Source organism: Micromonospora sp. BQ11 (assembly GCF_052068135.1).
Classification (GTDB): domain Bacteria; phylum Actinomycetota; class Actinomycetes; order Mycobacteriales; family Micromonosporaceae; genus Micromonospora.
Window position 1 is genome coordinate 1 of record NZ_JBQHDB010000036.1, and the last position, 620, is coordinate 620.

The 620-nt window shown below is 71.6% G+C and carries 1 pseudogene; it reads left to right on the top strand.

Annotation, left to right across the window (positions count from 1 at the left end):
* A pseudogene (locus tag ACTMSW_RS30710) lies at positions 1-620 on the top strand (mannitol dehydrogenase family protein); the annotation flags it as partial.

The following is a 620-nucleotide window of genomic DNA, read 5'->3' on the forward strand; positions in this document are numbered from 1 at the left end:
CTCACCATCACCGAGGGTGGCTACTGCCTGCACCCGGTCACCGGCGAATTCGACCCCGGCGAGTCGGTACTGCGCGACCTGCGCCCCGGCTCGCCGCCGGCGACCGCGTTCGGTCTGCTCGTCGAGGCTCTCGCGCGCCGTCGCAGTCGGGGCGCGGCGCCGTTCACCGTGGTGTCGTGCGACAACATCCCGGGCAACGGGGACGTCGCCCGGCGGATGTTCGCCGCCTTCGCCCGCCTCCGGGATCCCGCGCTCGGCGACTGGATCCACGACGAGGTACGTTTCCCCAACTCGATGGTGGACCGCATCACCCCGGCGACCACGGACGAGGACCGGGCGGCCGTCGCCGACCTGCTGGGCGTCGTCGACCGGTGGCCCGTGGTGTGCGAGCCGTTCCTGCAGTGGGTACTGGAGGACGACCTCGGCGGTGACGGACCGGCTCTGGAACACGTCGGCGTCCAACTGGTGACCGACGTGCGCCCGTACGAGCTGATGAAGCTACGCCTGCTCAACGCCGGACACCAGGCGCTGGCCCACCTCGGCCACCTCAGCGGCCACCGGTACGTGCACGAGGCGGCCCGAGACCCGCTGCTGGTCGCGTTCCTCCGGTCCTACCTGGA